Origin of the sequence: Parathalassolituus penaei (assembly GCF_026626885.1) — a bacterium.
GTDB classification, from domain to species: domain Bacteria; phylum Pseudomonadota; class Gammaproteobacteria; order Pseudomonadales; family Oceanobacteraceae; genus Oceanobacter; species Oceanobacter penaei.
Map to the genome: position 1 here is coordinate 26,583 of NZ_JAPNOA010000058.1, position 17,045 is coordinate 43,627.

14 protein-coding genes and 1 other RNA gene are annotated in these 17,045 nt (G+C 53.6%); 4 read left to right on the forward strand and 11 right to left on the reverse strand.

The window, feature by feature from the left end:
• Positions 1-99 precede the first annotated feature (99 nt).
• From OUO13_RS16930 to smpB, 9 genes are all read right to left on the reverse strand, one after another.
• Positions 100-1,185, reverse strand: a complete 1,086-nt coding sequence (locus OUO13_RS16930; protein WP_283175082.1) for a hypothetical protein — start codon at positions 1,183-1,185, stop codon at positions 100-102.
• A complete protein-coding gene (locus tag OUO13_RS16935) occupies positions 1,178-2,941 on the reverse strand; it encodes an AAA family ATPase (RefSeq protein ID WP_283175083.1) in 1,764 nt (587 codons plus the stop codon). The genes OUO13_RS16930 and OUO13_RS16935 overlap by 8 nt, the downstream gene beginning before the upstream one ends.
• Entirely contained in the window at positions 2,941-4,809 is a 1,869-nt protein-coding gene (locus OUO13_RS16940) for a restriction endonuclease subunit S (protein WP_283175084.1), read from the reverse strand. The genes OUO13_RS16935 and OUO13_RS16940 overlap by 1 nt, the downstream gene beginning before the upstream one ends.
• Positions 4,806-7,265, reverse strand: coding sequence for a type I restriction-modification system subunit M (locus tag OUO13_RS16945; RefSeq protein WP_283175085.1), 2,460 nt, complete (start codon positions 7,263-7,265; stop codon positions 4,806-4,808). Before OUO13_RS16945 ends, OUO13_RS16940 begins: the two co-directional genes overlap by 4 nt.
• Positions 7,266-7,285: 20 nt before the next feature.
• Positions 7,286-10,015, reverse strand: a complete 2,730-nt coding sequence (locus OUO13_RS16950) for a type I restriction endonuclease subunit R (protein ID WP_283175086.1) — start codon at positions 10,013-10,015, stop codon at positions 7,286-7,288.
• A complete protein-coding gene (locus OUO13_RS16955; protein ID WP_428982358.1) occupies positions 10,012-10,230 on the reverse strand; it encodes a helix-turn-helix domain-containing protein in 219 nt (72 codons plus the stop codon). Before OUO13_RS16955 ends, OUO13_RS16950 begins: the two co-directional genes overlap by 4 nt.
• A 434-nt stretch (positions 10,231-10,664) precedes the next feature.
• A complete protein-coding gene (locus OUO13_RS16960) occupies positions 10,665-11,042 on the reverse strand; it encodes a hypothetical protein (RefSeq protein ID WP_283175088.1) in 378 nt (125 codons plus the stop codon).
• Positions 11,006-11,361, reverse strand: a transfer-messenger RNA (tmRNA) gene (ssrA, locus tag OUO13_RS16965). Before ssrA ends, OUO13_RS16960 begins: the two co-directional genes overlap by 37 nt.
• Before the next feature lie 135 nt (positions 11,362-11,496).
• Positions 11,497-11,979: an SsrA-binding protein SmpB gene (gene smpB / locus OUO13_RS16970; RefSeq protein ID WP_283175089.1), complete on the reverse strand. Its 483-nt coding sequence runs from the start codon at positions 11,977-11,979 to the stop codon at positions 11,497-11,499.
• A gap of 146 nt (positions 11,980-12,125) precedes the next feature.
• Between smpB and OUO13_RS16975 the strand changes: the two genes are divergently transcribed.
• Genes OUO13_RS16975 through OUO13_RS16985 form a run of 3 tightly spaced genes read left to right on the forward strand, consistent with a single transcriptional unit; the run spans position 12,126 to position 14,204 of the window.
• The gene (locus OUO13_RS16975) at positions 12,126-13,472 is read left to right on the forward strand and encodes a sodium-dependent transporter (RefSeq protein ID WP_283175090.1); all 1,347 of its coding nucleotides are present in this window, start codon (positions 12,126-12,128) and stop codon (positions 13,470-13,472) included.
• A gap of 14 nt (positions 13,473-13,486) precedes the next feature.
• On the forward strand, positions 13,487-13,918 hold the full coding sequence (locus tag OUO13_RS16980) for a type II toxin-antitoxin system RatA family toxin (protein ID WP_283175091.1): 432 nt from the start codon (positions 13,487-13,489) through the stop codon (positions 13,916-13,918).
• Positions 13,911-14,204 carry an RnfH family protein gene (locus OUO13_RS16985; protein ID WP_283175092.1) on the forward strand — a complete coding sequence of 98 codons (294 nt, stop codon included), beginning with the start codon at positions 13,911-13,913 and terminating at the stop codon, positions 14,202-14,204. Before OUO13_RS16980 ends, OUO13_RS16985 begins: the two co-directional genes overlap by 8 nt.
• Before the next feature lie 107 nt (positions 14,205-14,311).
• Here OUO13_RS16985 and OUO13_RS16990 read toward each other — a convergent pair whose 3' ends face one another.
• Positions 14,312-14,722 (reverse strand): outer membrane protein assembly factor BamE, encoded by a 411-nt coding sequence (locus OUO13_RS16990; protein WP_283175093.1) that lies wholly within the window; start codon positions 14,720-14,722, stop codon positions 14,312-14,314.
• A gap of 105 nt (positions 14,723-14,827) precedes the next feature.
• Here OUO13_RS16990 and fur point away from each other — a divergent pair, with 105 nt between their 5' ends.
• A complete protein-coding gene (fur, locus tag OUO13_RS16995) occupies positions 14,828-15,235 on the forward strand; it encodes a ferric iron uptake transcriptional regulator (protein WP_283175094.1) in 408 nt (135 codons plus the stop codon).
• 123 nt (positions 15,236-15,358) lie between these two features.
• On the opposite strand, the gene recN is transcribed toward fur, so the two are convergent.
• Complete coding sequence (gene recN, locus OUO13_RS17000) at positions 15,359-17,038, reverse strand: DNA repair protein RecN (RefSeq protein ID WP_283175095.1); 1,680 nt, start codon at positions 17,036-17,038, stop codon at positions 15,359-15,361.
• Positions 17,039-17,045 lie beyond the last annotated feature (7 nt).

The window sequence follows — 17,045 nt, forward strand, 5'->3', positions numbered from 1 at the left end:
CAAGGCGCCTATTTACAGATTGAAGATCCAAAAACTGAATTGGTTCAAAGCAGGGAGCTGCCCCAGCCTCAAGCCAGGGCTCGATGAGTTTGCTTGAGGCTAGGTGACCAGACCCAATTCGCTATGCCACGCTTTAAGACAAGAAGGCTCTAGTATTGCTGCAGCCAACGCTTGCCCGACTTCGTAGTCGGGACCAGTCCCATCCATTGCGATTTGGTAATCGGTTAAGTAATTCTGCAGTGAAGCAAGGTCAGTCGGCCCTCTCCCACGTTGTTTGAGGTTAAAAAGCTCATTTTGCTTAGCCAAATATTCTGCTTTAAATTTCCTTGTCCAGCGAACCGACAGATTTAGGAGCTGATCAAGATGATCGGCTTTGGGCTGATCAGCAATTGCAATGGCAACGCAATGCGCTGTGCGCTCTGGCATCACATAATTGATTCGTATCCCGCTATTCCCAGGCCTAAAATAGGGGTGAAACCAATCAGAGAAGCTGCCGGCGGTGTGTACATCCTTCTCACCTTTGTTCGCCGTTGAATTACATTCGCCACAAATGGGAAGCAAGTTGTCGGCGCAGACGCTGAGCAAAGGAAACGCACTCTTTGCAATCCAATGATCAACTTCAGGTGTTTGGCCTAACGGGCCACCGCAAAGCACGCAAACCTCTTGAGCATCGGGGTCAGGATTCAAACGGTGGACTTCGCGAAATGCTTTAACATAGTCTGCGTAGCAGACGCCACCGGCCGCTACAGGCGTGCCATTAGATTTGTAAGGCACCCCACTTTTCAGGCCTCGTTCATAAAACGCCTCCATTAAATTCTTAAAGGCCGTCCACGACTCAGCGGAGATCGCAGGCAAGGCGGTGGGCCAGGGCAAGGGTGTTGGCTGAAACTGATTGGCTAAGGCTACTACTCTATCGGCCCAATCAAGCAGTGCTTGTTTTTCGTCAGACGCCATTGCCGCAATCAGTTTTGCCTGCTCGAGTCGCGTCTGCTTATGACCATGTAAAAAGCGCCACAACCAATTCGCTTCGATCTGGGTTGGTACGATAGGTGGGACGAGATTGCCTTGGGTTACATCAGCTGCTGCGGTTGATGGGTTACAAAGCCACCTCAACAAATGCATTTGCAATTCGAGACAAGCATTGAGCGCCCCACAACATAACGGTTGAGAGATTGGTTTAAGCATTGCCACCCCGCCAAGTATTCAACAAGGTACGTAATTCACTGCGATAAAACCCTGTACCCATTCGGGCGATCAGACGCTCCAGATCGGCGATTTCTTCGGGTGTGCCGGTGGCTTGCTTTAGCTTGTCTTCGATGAACTCCTGAGCGCGTTTACCAATGCTGTCATCAGCACCAAACACTGTCATCATCAGCGCGCTGGGGTCGGTGGCGAACGTTGGTTCGTCTACGTTGCGCACGGTGGACCCGTTCGCCGTTTTTTGCACCATCACGATTTCATTGTTGAACACATCCGAGAGTACGATGGCTGAATGGGTGGAGATCAATACATCATTACTGGTGTTGCCAATTGCGTCATCGATGATATCGACGATCTCACGTTTCCATTTATCGTTGAAATGGGTCTCGGGCTCGTCGAGTAGCAGCAGAGCGTCTTGCTGGCCTTGCAGCAAGTGAAACAACGCCATGCGGCCAAGCACCATTTGCTCTCCGTCCGACAGTTCCTCGTAGCGCAATATGCCGATGTCAGCCGAATTGGAATCAGCACCTTCCATCGGTGCTCGGGTGCGGCGCAAGCGCAACAGCACATCATCAAATAAACCAGCCTGATTCAGCTCCAACAAACGGGTGAAAAGCTCAAAGCTACTCGCGTCCTTGGCTCCACCAAGCAATGCCCATAAGGCTTCGCCTTGGCTAGTACAGGTTTGCAGCTCATCGTGGGCGGGCGACAAGAACGACATGCCTTGCGCGCTAAAGGGGCCTTTGACATCGAACCACAGGGTACGGCGCGGCTCCAGCGGATGCGGCTCGGCGATGACTTCGCTGGCGCACAACCACCAATCGTGGGCCGTTTCACGCAGCTTCTTGTCCCATTGATCGGCTTGCACGCGTGACCGGAATGCGACAGAAACCAAATGGTGCCAGCCCCCCCGTTCCAGCAGTTCTTGCAATGAATTTGTGTTATCGGCGCGCCCCGAATGGTCCTTTGTTTCCACAAAGGCCTGTGGCAAGGCCACAGCCAGCAGCGCACATTTCAGCAATGTTGCGTCTAGCAATACCGGGCGGCGGAAGCTGGCCATCTCGTCAAGGTTTGCTTTCTGAGGCTGCCGTTGGGCATTCCCTCCCGTCTGTTGCACTGCTTGCAAGGCGTTTTCCTGGGCGATGGTCCAGCCTGCAGGGCGTTCGTCACTTTGGGCATCCTCGTTACTGTCGAGTAAGCCATCTGCACGCTGATTTCGATTCCACACCGAATGCCAGGGGCGCAGGTCGCCGGTGCTGTAGGCCAGAACTGCGGAAGGTAAGGCTATGATGTGCGGTGTCACTGATCCCGTGGGCCATTCACCTTTGCGCACAAGCGGCCGAAATTCCGAAGGAATCTCTCTGGATTCAGATGAAAAACGCGCAAGCGTTTGCTCGAATTGATCCGCAGTCAGGTTGTCTGCGAAGGAAAACTTGTCAGCAATCCACAAGCTCGCGGACTGACGATCTCCGAGCCAATCTACGACCAATGTTCGTGCGTTGGATGTGCCACGACTTCCAAGCTCATAGACCAGTTGCACAGGGAAAAGGGTTCGCTGCCCATCGGCTAATGCCAAGAAAACCTCGGCGACAGCCCGCAGCAGGTTGGATTTCCCGCTGCCATTCACGCCGACGACGAAGCGGATGGCGCATTCACGCGCCAGCGGCGAGCCGCTGGCGAAACAGACCTTGACGTCCGATATTGGCGGGTAGTTTTGTAGGCGTAAGTAGCGAAGGCGCATTACACAGTCTCCAGCTCAACTTGTCGCGTCTCTACCTTGAGTGCGCTGGCGATGTCTTCTTTCAGCTCATCCAGTGAGGCGTAATGCTTGCCCACGTCCACCAGGTAGGTGAAGTCTTGTCCCTCTTCATCTTCAACGGAGGTCACCTGGAACATTCCGGCTGCGCCCGCATGTGCAGATGTTTCGTAGTCTAGATGGACTTCAAAATGGTAGTGCTTTTGGTCAACGCCGGACGACAATGCCTTACGCAGTATCTGTACATCGGCCATGCGGGTGAATTCTTCCGGGCGTAAGGGGCGGAAGGCTTTAAGATAATCCAGCTCGTCGTTTTCCAGGTCTCGCTTTGGCAGCGTGATTTTGGCGATCAAGCCCAGCGAAGCCAATTGGCTCAGGGTGCGGCGGATGCGATTGCCATGGGATTGGCCAAAGGCTTGTAAACGTTCCGTTACCATTGCGTCATCGCAAAAGCGAGCAAAGACCTCCTGGTCTTCTACCAGCAAGGGCTGACCACTCTCCTGGCAATACTCTGTGAAGGCGGTTAGCACTTGGCGCTGGAGCTCGCTGAGTTCGTTAAGCAACCAGTGCCGGGCGGGGCGGGTGGTGACTTCACTTTGTACCGTCAAGCTGATATTGGCTTTGTCTGTTAACGCGGACTTGGTTCCGCGCCCGCGTAGCAAGACGTCGCTGGCGTGAGCTGCCTCAGCGATTTCTTCAGAGTGCTTATCGCGCCACGGAGCGGTAAGATTTCCTATCAATGCATCCTGAGTTAATGTGACAAGCAAGTCAGCAAATTGGCGCTCAGCCTTCTCCTTGGTAACCACTAATTTTTCCAGTGCAAGAACTGCATCTGCATAGGCATTCTGTATGCTCTTACTCGGCACAAGAATTTCAACCGACTTAATTCGACTAGCTGAAATCAACGGTTGTCCCGCCTGTCCTGCATATCTGTTGAGATTGGCTAGCTGGAGCGCAGTTACCAAATAATACTCATTTAAATACTCGAAAGTTTCGGATATGTAGAGTGCGTTATCCGTTACCCATGATTTGGGATCGGTGTGATGAACTGCTCCGCAATATGCGCCTACGCGTCCGATCACAACCTTACGCTCATCAAACATGTAGTGATTGTGTAAGCCATTTACTCCATTCCCTCCATACACCTTGAAGACGCCATCTGACGCCATATCTTTTGCGGGTAAGAAGTCACCACTCTTGACCTTAATAAGTTGACCCAACGGCTTCTTTTGGTGCCCTAGCGGATTGGTAAAGGGATCGCCAATAATTTCAATGAACAGCTGCCGCTTGACCCTAGCTAGAAGTTCGTCGAACTCATGTCTAAGTTTCTCCAGCTTCTCCGCCTGCTGCAGCACATCAACGATGCGCTGTTGTTCAGGGAGTGTGGGGAGTGGGATTTTTACTCGTGAAAGAAAATCAGGTGGAACCCGTTGTAAGCCTCCTGTGCCCACAAACGCGGATGCTGCGCGCGTCCGAAAAGCCTTCTGCCGAATAAAACTAAATAGGTATTCCGGAAGAACAACTTCGGTCGAACGCAACACATGAAATTCTGTGGAGCCAAAACCAAAACCATTTTTCAGGTTGCGAGCTATGGCAGCTTTTCCGTTTTCCATGCAAGGTGTGACTTTTGCGAAAAGCACATCATGCTCACGAAAGCTTGAGTAGCCCTTTGCCACCTCCGCGAACGTGCGCTCTTCGGCTTTGTCTATCACACCGCGATGTTCATCGACAGCGGACATAGGCACAAAAGTTACGGTTGTTTCGTCCTCTGGCCGCTGATCTGCAAGGAGTCGAGGGTTCAGCTCGCAAACATCGGTTAGCCGAGCTTGTGCCCAAGTTTCAGGCAACTTCATTCCCGCCCCTCCACCATCGACAGTAACTTGTCCAATCCTTTGATAATGTCTTGCTCGGTCGTTTTAAGCGCGCCGATCAACTCGGCCACGCTCTTGTCGCTCTTTAGTTGGGTGAAGTCAAATGGCTTGTACTGCCCCGCAGAGAGGTTCCAGTCCCGTGCCTCGATGCAATCCGGGTGGAGCAGGTCATCCTTGAGCTTGCCTTTGTCGTCGTATAGCCCCTCGGCCAGCATCGCCTCCACATAAGTCGGTCGCACCATGCCATCGGCATCGTGTGAGCCGATCAGCTGGCCATCTGTGCTTTGCCACTCGTCGTTGCGCGCCCATGCGCGCACAGGCACGACCCAATGTTTGGCTTCTTTCAGATCGGTTTGCTGGTCTATGGTCAGGCTTCGCAGGGTGACGTCAAAACCGTCAATCTTTGCCAGCTCTCGCGCAATCGGCTGTATTTCAGCATCAAGGTCACTAACGTTTTCCGATTCGGTAATTTGGAGATTTGGCGCATCACGCATGATGTGCTCATAAAAACTTAGTGATGAATTGAGAATGTCTTTAACAATCTCTTTCCATAGTGGCAGGGCGGCACTGTCTTCTGGCTCGAAGAATTTGTGTAATTCTCGTGCGCTGCGATTAAATGCCTGTTGGGCTGACTTCATGGCTTTTTGCCATTCGCCGAGTGCCTTTTCCGCATCGAATTTCTTTTTGCCTTTGCCTGTACCGCGCCACTTTTCCCATACCGGTTTAGTTGCCTGGGCAAAATAGCGGTGCGCTAACTCCCCTAATGCTTTGCTTGCTTGGTTCCGAACCTGGCTTTCTGCCTCTTTGGGGTTAGCAGGAAGCTCAGGGAACAGCTCGTGTATGCCCCACACCTGGCCATCCCACATGCTGGTGTCGGGCAGGGCCGAGAAAGCTTCACCTGCCGGTGTGAGTTTATCGGCGGTGTCACGCAGCAGGGCCTGACGCCAGCGTTCGGTGTGAAAGCTGGGTTGCAGCAAGGTCTTTTCATGGAATTGCGCGCCATTGCGACCTTGCTCGATCCAGGCTTTGAACTTGATGAGCGCATCCCATAGGTCATTTTGTTGGCCGGGGCGCGGGTTGCGCTTGGCATCCTTTGAGTAGCCGTCTTCCTCCACCTCATAGAACCAAACATGTTCCGTCAGTGGAGCAGTATTGCTGGGCAGTTTTTTCTTTTCGTCACGCCGGGTGACTTTTCTAAAGATCAGGATCGAGGTCTTGACGCCGGTGTAGGGTTGAAAGGCGCCGCCGGGAAGGGATATCACCCCTTCTACCACATGCTCAGCCATTAGTTCGCGCCGCAAGCGCACGTGGGCATCGGTGTTGCCGAACAAAACACCTTCGGGGATGATCACCGCACAGCGTCCGCCGATATCGAGCAGGTCGAGCATCAACCACAAAAAAAGCAGCTCACTTTTGTTGGTGATCGAATCGTCCTTTTTCTTGCCACCACCACCGACGCGCGGGAACAGCACGGTATCGGGCTCCAAATCTCCGCTGTCAACCGTTCCAGTAAAGGGTGGGTTGGCCAGTACGAATTGGTAACTGCCCGGCTCAAGCAATTCTTTAAGCCTGGCTTTTCCTTCGCGTTTGCTGAGGGAGTCTCCCTGCAGCAAGTGCGGATCGGTTACGTCGTGCAGCACCAGGTTCATCCAGCCGATTCGGGCCATGGTACGGTCGTTATCAAGGCCGACGAAGTTGGCACCGTTGTGGATGGCGGCATATTGTTCCGGTGTAGCAGCTGCGCCATCAGTGCGATGCGGGGTACCGTCCCATTCCAGCACGAGGTTCTCTTGCGCGGAGAATTTGCGCATCAGATGCTGCTGGGTGCTGAACAGAAAACCTCCTGTACCCGCTGCAGGATCGATAACGCGCTGGCCGGGCTCGGGGTCAAGCAGCTCAACCATGAAACGGATCAAATGACGCGGGGTACGGAACTGGCCGTTCTTGCCAGCTGTGGCGACTTCGCTAAGCAGGTACTCAAAGGTGTCGCCCATGATGTCTTGGGCGGCTGAGCCTTCTCCTGCTCTGGCGAAGAGTTGATCGATGGCATCAATCGCGTCGCTCAATACCTTGCCTTTATTGGGGTCGAGCTGAAAGTAAGCATCAGCCATGCGGTTATTGAGGCTGGCTAGCTCGGTACCGTCAGCGCTGGCACTGCTGAAATGTTTATCGAGCTCGCGCAGCCACGGGAAAACCACGTCAATCAAATGTCCAGGATTGGTCTTCTCTTGACGGATGTAGCTCCACTTGCAGGACTCGTAGCCCGCGTAGATCGAGGAAAAGCCGCGTTGCTGGCGTTTGAGGTCGATGTCTTCCAGGCGTTTGAGGAAAAGCAGATAGGTAATTTGCTCAACGGCTACTAGGGGGTTGGTGAGGCCAGCCGCCCAAAAGCGGTTCCAAAGTTCGTCAACTTTTTTCTTGATATGCGGTGCAAGCATTCAGGGATTTCCTTGATGGATCAGGCGGCCTCGTCCAGCAATTGGTTGGCGAGGCTGATAAGTTCGTCGATGTCCTGCGGCGGAAATAGCGTTTCCACTCGGCCCACGCGTGAAAGCGGTGGTTCGCTCAGTGCTGCACGGGTAACGCGCCCGTGGCGCAGAACGGCGGCCTTTACGGCACGCAGGAAGTTAAGTTGATTGGCGCGCAAATAGCCGTGAGCGGCAATGAATGCATCGAAGGCGGCATTGATGCGCTGCTCGCGGTTAGGCAGATGCGCATCTTCATAAAGTATGTGGCGTAAAAAGTCAGCCAGCGACGCAGTTGGGGCTTCAAAGACTTTGCGCAAGGTGTCTTCGGTAACGAATAGATCAGTCTGGTTCAGTGTGTTGCTGATCCGTTCTAGCTCATCGTCATCAAGATTCTCACCTTGCTTGAGTTTGGCCAATTCTGGTAACTGGCCCGCCAGTCGGCGCACCAATGCTTCCACCTGATCGCGATAGCTTTCCGCGAAAGCACCTTCGCCGGTTGGGCCGTAAATGATCCAACTACGCTGGGTAATGCTGTCCGGAAGATTGATTTCGACCGTGCGGCTTGGTGTGGAGGTGCGATAGCGCATCAAGTGGGCGAACACGGCTTGCAATGTGCCAACACGAGTCGCATCTATGTGTTGCCAAAAGCCTGAAGATTGCACCCAAGCGCGTTGCTCAGCCACATGCTGCACCTCGGGGATGTTGTCAGCCAAACTGGCAATCGCCTCCTGAATACGTTCACGTATCTTGGCTTGCTCGTTTGCATCTCCCTTGAGCCAAGCGACCGTGAGGCGCTCGCACCAGATACGGAACTGCAATTCGTCCAAGCCCGCCAATGGCGCAAGGCGCATCAAAGGCGCAATGGTCTTGGACAGATTATCCAGCGCGCTTTGGCTGGGCGCCGGCCACTGTTGCGCCAGCGCGTCGAGTTCATCCCAGTGCGGCCGCACGTTGATACTGTGGCGGGGTAAGGCGCTCAACATGGTCAGCAAATCGGCAATGGTCGTTTGTGTGTCTTGCTGTTGGGCATGTAATAGCTGCCATTTTTCTAATCGAAGGCGAAACAGACGCACCGGCAGTGGCTCGCTTGGGTGATCCACTTCACCATCGGGTTTGAGCTTGAAATAGGCGAAGTTTTTCCAGTGATCAATAATCAGAAAATCTTTCTTGATTTCACCCGTTGCCTTGTCGATGTGTAGTCGTGTGCCACGTCCGATCATCTGCCAGAACTTGACCTTGCTGAATACAGGCTTGGCAAAAACCAAGTTTTGGATGGCTGGAACGTCCACGCCGGTATCAAGCATATCAACGGAGATAGCTACGCGCGGCATGGTGCGAAATTTGAAATCGTCCAGCGTGGCGTCAGCACGCTCCATGTGGCTATCGATAATTTCGGCCATACCTTGGCGCTGCAGTTCTGGATACAGGCGATTAAAACCTTCGTAAAGCCTTTTGGCGTGAGCGTGACTAACGGCGAAGATAATCGACTTGTGCGGCAGACCGCGAACATCTTTGCGGCTTTTATCCATAAACTCCTTCACCATCGCATCGCTGGTGCCTTGATTGATGATGCCTTTTTCGATGTCGCTGCCATCAAAATTGAGCTCATCAAGATCTACGCCCTGATCACGTGCCATCTGCTTCAAGGGCTCCGGCAGTGCATCCCCCTGAATACCTTGAAGCTGAAAGTTGGTTTGTGCGTCGAGCACGCGATAGTTCACCAGGTTCTGATCAGCAATGGCCTGTTCGTAGCTGTAGTAGTAGCTGGGTGCGCCGTCGCCGCAGTCAAACAGCTCAAAAGTGTTGTGATCAATGTAATCGGTTGGGGTTGCGGTAAGCCCGAGCTGAATAGCGTCAAAATAATCAAAGATTGCCTTGTATCGTTGATAAATAGAGCGGTGACTTTCATCGGCAACGATCAAGTCGTAATAACCGACTGACAGGCGTGAGTACTCCTGCATCATGCTGGGGTAGGTGGAAAACTGGATGCGTGCTCCAGAGGTTTCGCCAGATTCGATGCGCGCCAGGCTTTCGTTAGGTAGATGAGATTTGAACTCCGACATAGCCTGCCGTACCAATTCTCGTCGGTCTGCCAGGAACAGCACTCGCTGCCCGCGCTTGGAGCGCAACAAGGTATCAACCAGGGCAATGGTAGTTCGCGTTTTGCCGGTGCCAGTGGCCATCACTAACAGAAATTTGCGCTTGGCGGCGTCTACGCCTTCAGTGACACGACGAATGGCTTCGTTTTGATAGTCGCGTCCGGCAATGTTGGCATTAATGGCCACGTTGCCAAGTGATTCGGCGAACTGATGCTGGTGCCGCAGCCGCTCCAAATCATCTCGAGTGTAAAAACCAGATATCTTTCGCGGCGCATAGCGTGTGCGATCCCAAAATTGAATTTCTTTGCCATTGGTGAGAAAGATAAATGGATCGCTGCCAAATTTGGCTTTGATTGCATCTGCGTAATCCGCAGCCTGGCGTTTTCCGGCAAGTTCATCGCGTGAGGATCGTTTAGCCTCCACTACAGCAATTGGCTTGCCGTCTGATCCGAGCAAAACGTAATCCGCAAATTGGTCGCCGTTATAGGTATTCTCGGGTTCCGCTGTTTTGAGCAGAAATTCCTCTACGAGGGTACGTCGACTTCGTGACCAGCCTGCATGGGCGAGCTGCGAATCTATGATGTGGTTGCGAGTCTGAGCTTCATCTCGGCTTGAGGTCATTCTGTGCTAGCTCCGTCAGCAGATTCTGCCGCCCCACCAGTTCTCACCCATTCATCCACTTCAGACAGCTGAAACTTCCACAGTCGACCAATTTTATGGGCGGGCAGCCCCTTACGTTCACGCCAGCGGTAAACGGTATCTTTGGCGACGCCTAAGTGTTGGGCAACGTCTAGAGCGGTGACCCAAGGCTCCGTGGTCATGGTATTGGCATCCATATGAAAGGATAGAGTCGTTTAAAATCGTTAGCAGTCTAGTCAGTTAACCATTAAATGACTATTGTTGAATTGGCAGGTGTTACCATGCTCCAAGCCGATACGTGTGAACTGCGCTGCGAACTCGAGTTCTCGGCCTGTCGGTAGCGAACCACTGCGCTTCTGCCCTGTATGGGAAAACGGGCGGGGAGAACCCATACCATGTTTTCACCCGGCCATAACAATAAGCAAGCACGTCACTATAATTACAACCATCACCTTTATTTGCCTGTGTGACGATGGTGGTGACGGTTACTTGCCTTTGGTGGAATTTAGAAAAAAGTATTTGAAAATGTTACACAGCCGTTATCAGTCTTTCGCAAGGCTTCGGACTGGTAGAGGGTAGTCTCCCAAGCTTGCAGCTTCGACTATGTCGGTAGTCACTTGAGTCGTTTCTATTAGCTGGTTGGTGAGTAAATCACGAGCTGGCCAATACCCGAAAGGGTGGTGTCCGTGGAGCACACTTGCAGGCAAACCTGCACCGGGCAAATGTTCATGTGATGCGCCAGTTTCGGTACGTGAAGTTTCTGAACAATAAGGCTCGCAAACTCCTCAACAGCAAGCTGTTTAAGGTGCAGCCGTATCGAAGCTGGAGGCTGAACGGGCAGGGGAGCGTGTCTAAAAAGATGGCGCAGAAAATCTAATAAAATGCGGCGCGCTACAACATGAAACCATCGGTTGGCAAAAACAACAGGCAATAAAAAACCCCAGACGACAGAATCATCTGGGGTTTGATATTTGGTGGAGATGGCGGGATTTGAACCCGCGTCCGCCAATCCTCCACTAGAGGATCTACATGCTTAGCCTTCTCTATTGTTTTAGTTCGTCACGGGCCGAGAGGCAGGCCGTTCGGAACGAGCTCGATTGGGTTTAACCATTCAGCTCCGAGCGAAGCATCCAGGCGATCCTATAGGGCTTAGCCCTCGTCCCCCGGTTATAGGCACCCGAGTTCGGAGGTAGGCGGGCTTAAGCCGCCAGTGCGTAAGATTCGTCGTTTGCGACTATAAAAATGTACAACGGGGATTTACGAGATCGCTATACCCTCTCGGCATGCACCCATAGCTTTGTAATCAACGTCGAATCCGGATCATCCCCGTATCCGTGGCGTGGGCTCAAGGCCCGCTTTCCGTCTGAGTCCTACGCAAGACTCACGTGAAAGTGCCGATTACCAACTAGTGGTACTGGTCGGTATTATGAGCGCTTGGCGTGTGATTGCAAGCGTTGCTGCGTTTATCGCACGTTGTGCTTCATAATACGTTCTTTCTGTTTGGCCCAATCACGGTCTTTGGCGCTGTCGCGCTTGTCGTGGGCCTGCTTACCTTTGGCCAGTGCAATCTCGGCCTTGATGATATGACCTTTCCAGTACAGGCCGGTGCAGACGCAGGTGTAACCCTTGGCCTGGACGTTCTGTTCCAGACGATCGATTTCACGTCCGTGCAGCAGCAGCTTACGCTGGCGGCGTGGCTCGGTAATGATGTGAGTGGACGCCTGTTTCAGTGGGGTGATGAGCGCGCCGGTCAACCAGGCCTCACCTTTTTCGAACTCCACGTATGAATCAAGCAGCTGAACCTTGCCTTCGCGCAGGGCTTTTACTTCCCAGCCGGTCAGCACCAGACCTGCTTCATATTTGTCTTCGATGAAGTAGTCGTGGCGCGCCTTTTTGTTCTGGGCAATGGTGGCGCTGGTATTTTTGGGTTTTTTCTTGGTACTCATGGCATGGCCTGATCAATAAATGGCCGCGATGGCGCTCGAAAATGGCAGGATTTGATTCCGAAGTGCGATGGGTCATGGCCTGCGGCTTGCTGACAGTAGTGCAAATCCCTGACAATTGCGCCCACGGTAAAGTGAGGAAATATAACATGAATTCGGATAAAACCGGTATGCACGGTGTATGGTCCAATCGTTGGACGTTCGTACTGGCGGCAACCGGATCGGCGGTTGGTTTGGGAAATATCTGGAAGTTTCCGTATATCACGGGGCAGAACGGTGGCGGTGCATTTGTTCTGATGTATCTCCTTTGTATCCTCGCGGTCGGTATTCCGGTGATGTTGGCGGAAGTTATGCTGGGTCGTAAAACCCGCATGAGCCCGATCAACGCCATGAAGGAGCTGACGGTGTCGGAAAAGGCGCCTCGATTCTTCCGGGGGATTGGCTGGATGGGAGCCTTGTCGGGTTTCTTTATTCTGTCGTTCTACAGTGTGATTGCGGGCTGGACGCTGGCGTATGTTGTAAAAATGGCCACCGGTGTGTTTAGCGGCGCCAATTCTGAAGTGGCCAGTGCCGAGTTTGGTGGTCTGCTGGGTGATCCGGGCATGCTGCTGTTTTTGCACACCCTGTTTATGGCCATGACCGGTTTTGTAATCGCTCGTGGTGTTCACAAAGGGCTTGAGAACGCGGTGCGTCTGATGATGCCCATGCTGTTTCTGATGCTGATTCTGTTGCTGGGTTACAGTCTGACCACTTCAGGTTTTGGCAAGTCTCTGGAATTCCTGTTCAGTTTTGATTTCAGCAAGCTGAATGCCGAAAGTCTGGTAGTAGCGCTGGGTCATTCGTTCTTTACCCTGTCTCTCGGTATGGGCGCGATGATGACCTACGGTGCTTATATGCCAAAACAGGCATCTATGGGTTCAACGGTTCTGACCGTTGCGGTGCTGGACACTCTGGTCGCGCTGGTTGCTGGTATCGTGATTTTCTCGGTGGTGTTCTCGAATGGTATGGAACCGGCTGCCGGTCCAGGGCTGTTGTTCCAGACCCTGCCGGTTGCGTTTGCGGCGCTGCCATTTGGTGGTCTGATTGGTGCTGCATTCTTTGTGCTGGTGGTGATTGCGGCCTGGAGTTCGGCCATTTCCATTGCTGAGCCTGCGGTTGCCTGGGCAGTCGAGAAAGGCTACAAACGTATTCACGCCACTCTGGCGGTATGTGCTTTGTCCTGGCTGCTGGGGATTGGGACTGTGTTCTCCTTTAACCTCTGGTCGGATATCCAGCTGGGTGGCAAAACCTTCTTCGACTGGCTGGACTTCGTCACCTCTAACGTGATGCTGCCGCTTGGTGGTATTCTGATCGCCGTTTTTGTCGGCTGGTTCATGCGTGTTGAAGCGGTAGCCGCCGAGTCCCGATTGAGTCCTGTGTTCCTGTCTGCGCTGCAAGTGATGCTGAAAGTGGTGTCTCCTCTGGCGGTGCTGGCAGTGTTTGTGCACGGGTTGTAACAAGCAGAGGTTGCATGACGACGATTACCCGTAGCGCTCTGGTGATGTACACCGCTGAGCAGATGTTTGATCTGGTCAACGATGTACGTCGCTACCCGGAGTTCCTCGATGGCTGTAAAAGCACCGAGGTGATCAATGAAGGTGATGACTTTATTGAAGCGCGACTGACGATTGCCAAAGCCGGTCTGAATCAGAGTTTCAGTACTCACAACCGGCTGGTCCGTCCTGAAAAAATGGAAATGGAGCTGCTGGATGGACCGTTCACCCGTTTTCACGGTGTCTGGCACTTCCAGAAGTTGTCTGACCAGGCCTGCAAGGTGTCTCTGGACATGGAGTTCGAGGTCACCAACAAGCTGACTGGTGTGGCACTCGGAGCTGTTTTCAAGCAGGTCGCCAACATGATGGTAGATGCGTTCGTCAAACGCGCTAAGGTTGTATATGGCTGAAACAATTCGAGTTGAGGTGGCCTACGCGCTGCCTGAAAAACAGCGGATTCTGGCAGTAACAGTACCAGCAGGCAGCAGTGTGGCAGAAGCCGCACGTCTGTCGGGTATTGTGCGGGAGTTTCCGCAGCTGAATCTGGCCGATGCCAAATTCGGTGTGTTCGGCAAGGCCGTACGTGATGCCGAAGCCGAGCAGGTTCAGGATGGTGATCGTGTCGAGATCTATCGGCCGTTACTGATTGATCCGAAGCAGGCGCGCGCGAATCGTGCTGCCAAGGGCGACAAGTAACAGCATTGGAGCAAGAAGATGACCAGGCAGCAGGGACGCTGAGTGATTACGCCCGGCCGAATGGCTGGGCATAATACAATGGTAGACAGGCTTTGCAGCCTGTCTTTTTAACCGGCTGGAGTTGGCTGGATAGTATTAACCGGGCCTTTGTCGTCCGGGGTTTCCAGACCTGGGTCCACGTCTTCGTGGAATTCAGGTTCCGGCAGAGTGCCTGTGTAATGGGTATAACGTCCGTTAGCGTCAAAAAACACCTGAATTCGATATTCCTTGGTGACAACGTCGCGCTGCTCGAGTGTATAGATGTAGTCCCAGCGCTGGGTTTCAAACGGATTACGCAGTACCGGTGTGCCCATGACAAACTCGACCTGGCGCTGGGTCATACCTGGCTTCAGTTGCTCGAGCATGTCAGCAGTCACGATATTGCCCTGCTGTACGTTCAGTTTGTGTACACCCGGGAAAACGCAGCCGCCAAGGGTTGCAATACCGAGTAAAATGGTCAGAATTGTCGCTCGCGTCATTCGGAAGTGTCCGCTCAGATCGATTTCAGGCAGATGTTGTTGCTCTGCCGTGGGCGGTCGATGATACCCGATGAACCAAGTTGCTGTGAAATATTCGAGGTTGCAATGTCCGATCAAAATATGGAGTTGCGCAAAGCGGGGTTAAAAGTCACTCTGCCGCGTATCAAGATTCTGAGCATTCTGGAAAGTAATCCGGATGCGCACCTGAGCGCGGAAGATGTGTACAAGTCCCTGATTGACGCGGGTGAGGATGTTGGTCTCGCCACCGTTTATCGGGTGCTTACCCAGTTTGAAAGCGCCGGACTGGTGACTCGCCACAATTTTGATGGTGGTCATTCAGTGTTTGAGCTCGACCGCGGTGATCATCACGACCATATGGTCGATGTGGAAGATGGCACTGTGATTGAATTTACCAGTGAAGAAATCGAGAAGCTGCAGCACCAGATTGCGGCGGATCGTGGTTTTGATCTGGTTGAGCACAGCCTGGTGCTGTACGTTCGCAAGAAAAAATAAGAACGCTCGAGCGTTTGTGGCGGTCAGCGCCAGCAGTTTTCTGCAGAATAAAAAAACGACCGGGGTATACCCCGGTCGTGTTTTTTTTTTTNTTTTATGGATGTCTGAAATGCGAAAGGGGAGTTAGCCCTGTTTCACCAGTGCCAGCATTTCACGGGCGTGTACCAGGGTGTTGTGAGTGATATCAACACCACCGAGCATACGAGCGATTTCTTCGGTGCGCTGACGTTCATTCAACTCACAAATGCGAGTGTGGGTCTGCTCGTCACCGCTGATCTTGCTGACCATAAAATGCTGATGGGCCTGGGCGGCGACCTGGGGCTGATGGGTTACACACATGACCTGTCCACGTTCGCCTAATGAGCGCATCAGGCGTCCGACCCGTTCGGCCGTACCACCACCAATACCCACATCGACCTCGTCGAAAATCAGACAGGTCACTTCACTGGTTGCTGCGGTAACCACCTGCACCGCCAGACTGATACGTGACAGTTCACCACCGGAGGCGACTTTGGCCAGTGGTCCTGCGGGCATGCCGGGGTTGGTTTGCACCATAAACTGGATCTGATCAATGCCATGACGGCTGGCTTGCTGACTGTCGAGGGTTTGCAGCTCTGTGAAAAAACGTGCCTTGCCCAGTGCCATGGATTCAAAGTGGCCGCACACATCACGGTCAAGGCGGGCTGCGGCTTCGCTGCGGGCGGCGCTGAGTGCCGTCGCGGCTTCCATAAAGCGGTCATGCAGTTCGACTTCTTGCTGGCGCATGGCATCCAGGTCTTCGTCGGACAGACTCATGGCCGCCAGTGCTGCTTCCTGTTCTTGCCAATGATCGAACAGGCGTTGCGGCTGGATCTGGTGTTTGCGCGCCATGCTGAAGATTTCCCCCAGCCGCTCTTCTACCTGCTGCAGGCGATGCGGGTTGATGTCCACCTGTTCGAGGTAACCGCGCAGCGACGAACCGGCTTCTTCCAGCAGGATATGGGCCTGTTGCATGAGGTCGCGGGCTTCGTCGAGGCGTGGGTGCTGGTCGTCGATCTTGTCGAGTTGCTGGATGGCTTTCCAGACCATCCGCACGGCACCGGCATCACGGCCTTCATCACCGGCGCTGGCAGCCAGTGCCTGCTGGCCACTGAGCAGCATGGATTCGGCATTGGCGAGGCGTTTGTGTTCGGTTTCGAGATCGTCGAGTTCGGTCGCGCCAATGGCCAGCTGACGTAGCTCCTCGACCTGATAACCGAGCAGCTGGCGTTGGGCCAGCAGTTCGGCGCTGGTTTCCTGCAGGCTGCGTAATTTGCGCGCGAGATGGTTCCAGCTGGTCCAGTATTCCGCGACGGTATCGGCCTGTTTGCGCAGGTTGCCATAGGCGTCAATGATCTGCCGTGGAGTGTCTTTTTGCAGCAGGCGCTGGTGAGCATGCTGGGAGTGAACTTCAATCAGACACTGTGACAGTTCCCGCAGGTCGTTGGCAGATGCTGCGCGGCCGTTGATATAACCACGGGAACGGCCCTCGGCAGATACCACCCGGCGTAGCAGGATCAGGTCGTCTTCATCGGGAATGTCGTGAGCATCGAGCCAGCGCCGTGCCTGCACGTTGCTGGCGAAGCTGGCACAGACCTCAGCCTTGTCGGCACCACGGCGGACCATGCCGGCGTCAACCCGATCACCGAGGGTAAGGCCTAGAGCATCGAGCAGAATGGATTTACCGGCACCGGTTTCACCGGTAATGACCGCCATCCCCCGGCGGAATTCGAGTTCGAGATGTTCTACAAGGGCGAATTGGCGAATGGACAGATGGACGAGCATGACGCGG